Raw genomic sequence first — 2484 nt, forward strand, 5'->3', positions numbered from 1 at the left:
ACTTTCTCATAACAAATATCAATGCTTACTTATTCATAATTCGCATCCCATTATGAGGCATGGTTTCGCCTCAGTTTTATACGGAGATTTTCCCTTGAAAAAGATGCCTATTGCACTAGCTCTAGTGCTAGCTCTTACTGGCTGTCAAGCCACTCAACGCCAAAATGCAACAACGGGTGAATACGAAACTAACTCAACCACGCAAGGCGCGCTTATTGGTGCTATCGCTGGTGCAGCAATCGGTCTAGCAACGGGCGATGACGCTAAAGAACGTCGTCAGCATGCGCTCATTGGTGCGGCCGCAGGCGGAGCGACTGGCGCTGGCGTTGGTTACTACTTTGACCAACAAGAAGCGGAGTTACGTCGCGCTTTGCTAAACTCTGGCGTACAAGTTCAGCGTGTTGGTGAAAATCAGCTTTTACTGCGTATGGAAAACGGTATCGGCTTCTCTTCAAGCTCTTACCAGCTTGATGCTAGTATCCATAATACTCTACGCGGTGTTGCTCGCATCCTAGTTGAGTACCCAGATACCAGTCTCGTTATTGATGGTTACACGGATAGCACAGGCAGTGAGTCATACAACCAAACGTTGTCAGAGCGCCGTGCAGAGTCCGTACGTCAATTCCTAGTATCTCAAAACGTTGCACCTGGTCGTGCAATTGCACGCGGCTACGGCGAACGTAACCCAATTTGCTCAAACCAAACTTCTGAAGGTCGTGCGTGCAACCGTCGTGTTGAAATCCAGATCTTGCCACTGAAGTAATTTGGTTGCACCATAACGGTAATAATAAAAAATTACCGGAGCAGGCCTAACCATTATCGTTAGGCCTGACATATTAATGTCTGTCAAAACATCTGCCCTACTCTGCTTATTTAGCCTCAGCTTTTCTGGCTACTCACTTGCCTCTCAAGCTCCAAATGACCCCATCGAACAATACGAGTACGCACAACAATTATTGGCATCAAACGAAGCTGAAGCCTCACCAGAAACGCGCTACTGGCTAGAGCAATCCGCCAACCAAGGTTACCTCCCTGCGCAAAAACAGCTCGCGAACGACTTTGCTAAAGGGATAAATGGCGAAAAAAATGAAACACAAGCGTTATATTGGCTAACCTCTATCGCACTCAATGACCCAACCGATCGTGGCTTTCTTCTCGCCGACTTTATTCAGCGCAATCCAGATAAGGTCACAACTTCTCAATTGACTGAAGCCTTGTATCAAATGGCTTCTCAGCATAATCCAGCAGCAGAACAAGCTTATAATCAACTGTTAGAGCAGCGCTTCAACCAACTGCGAGCTAAGCAAGTCTCGCAAATAAAGTCGCTCGATAAAAAGGCGGAGCAAACACTAGAAGAGAAAAGCACAGTTGCAAACCCCAAAGTAGAACACTCGCAGTTTCTATGGCAGATCTGGCTAGCGGCGATAATCATCATCAGCGGCTTAAGTTTTCTCGTAATCAAGAAACTTAAGCAGAATAGAAAAGCGCGTGAAGCCAAAGAGGAAAGCCAAAATCAACGAATGGCGGAAAAAATAAAAGAGCTAGAGTTTACGAACAAGCAACTGAAACGCCAGCTAGAGAAAGTATTCAAAGAATTTAAGAAATCCAAAACCCAGGCAGAGAACCATAAGCTAAGCGTCGCATGCGCCATGTTTGGCTACACACCACAACACATCCCTGATTTACAAGCAATCAAGCTACGCTATAGACAGCTATCAAAGCTTTATCATCCGGACACAAGAGGCAGTGAAGAAGAAATGAAGCGACTCAATCATGCCTTTAAGCTTGTCTCACAAAATGTTACAAAACAGTAAAAACAGGTCAAGAAACTTTGGCTAGCATGCCTTTAGACCTATATAATCAAGCGCCGCAATCGATCTCCCTCTCAAACAAATTAACAGACATTTAACTTAAGTCTCGCTTTTATGCCATAATGCTCAGCGCAAAATAACACCTAACGACTCAAATTAATCTAGGTGGGGAGAAAATCAATGTTCACTGAAGAAGGCACCTGTGATTGGTGTAAAAAACCTAGTCTTGTAACTCGTCACGATTATTTAGATGGCAAGCACCATTACTCATGTAAAGCTTGTTACGACATGGCAAAAATCGACGTGCGCCTATTTAACCAAGGCGAATTGCAAATGCGCGAACGCTTGCAACGAGCGAGCTAAGCAAGACGGAATCAACGGAACTGATTTTCAAAGGCGCCTTTTAAGGCGCTTTTTTGATCGGCCAAGCCCTATTTCCAATCTCTATCTCGTATTCCCTCCTATCCTACATAGCACGTCGCATCGGTTATCAGCCCTCTCTTACTGTATACAAACCACTGTCCATGAAACAACACCTGTATATACAGTAGTAAACCCCTGTATGTATCTCGTCCAATTTTCTACTCATCTCACATTTTCAAATTGATGTTAGACATATCAGAAATATAAAATAACCAAATAAATTCAATAAGTTAAAATAAAACCCTTTTAT

3 protein-coding genes are annotated in these 2484 nt (G+C 43.9%); all 3 read left to right on the top strand.

Features of this window, described 5'->3' with window-relative positions; genetic code table 11:
* The first annotated feature begins 103 nt into the window (after window positions 1–103).
* On the top strand, window positions 104–763 hold the full coding sequence (locus tag CAG69_RS00840; protein ID WP_005377956.1) for an OmpA family protein: 660 nt from the start codon (window positions 104–106) through the stop codon (window positions 761–763).
* Window positions 764–839: 76 nt separating this feature from the next.
* Window positions 840–1814: a J domain-containing protein gene (locus CAG69_RS00845; RefSeq protein WP_161442240.1), complete on the top strand. Its 975-nt coding sequence runs from the start codon at window positions 840–842 to the stop codon at window positions 1812–1814.
* A gap of 177 nt (window positions 1815–1991) precedes the next feature.
* Window positions 1992–2174, top strand: coding sequence for a hypothetical protein (locus CAG69_RS00850; protein WP_005377960.1), 183 nt, complete (start codon window positions 1992–1994; stop codon window positions 2172–2174).
* Window positions 2175–2484 lie beyond the last annotated feature (310 nt).

This window comes from Vibrio sp. V43_P6S15P86 (assembly GCF_009904725.1).
GTDB lineage: Bacteria > Pseudomonadota > Gammaproteobacteria > Enterobacterales > Vibrionaceae > Vibrio > Vibrio diabolicus.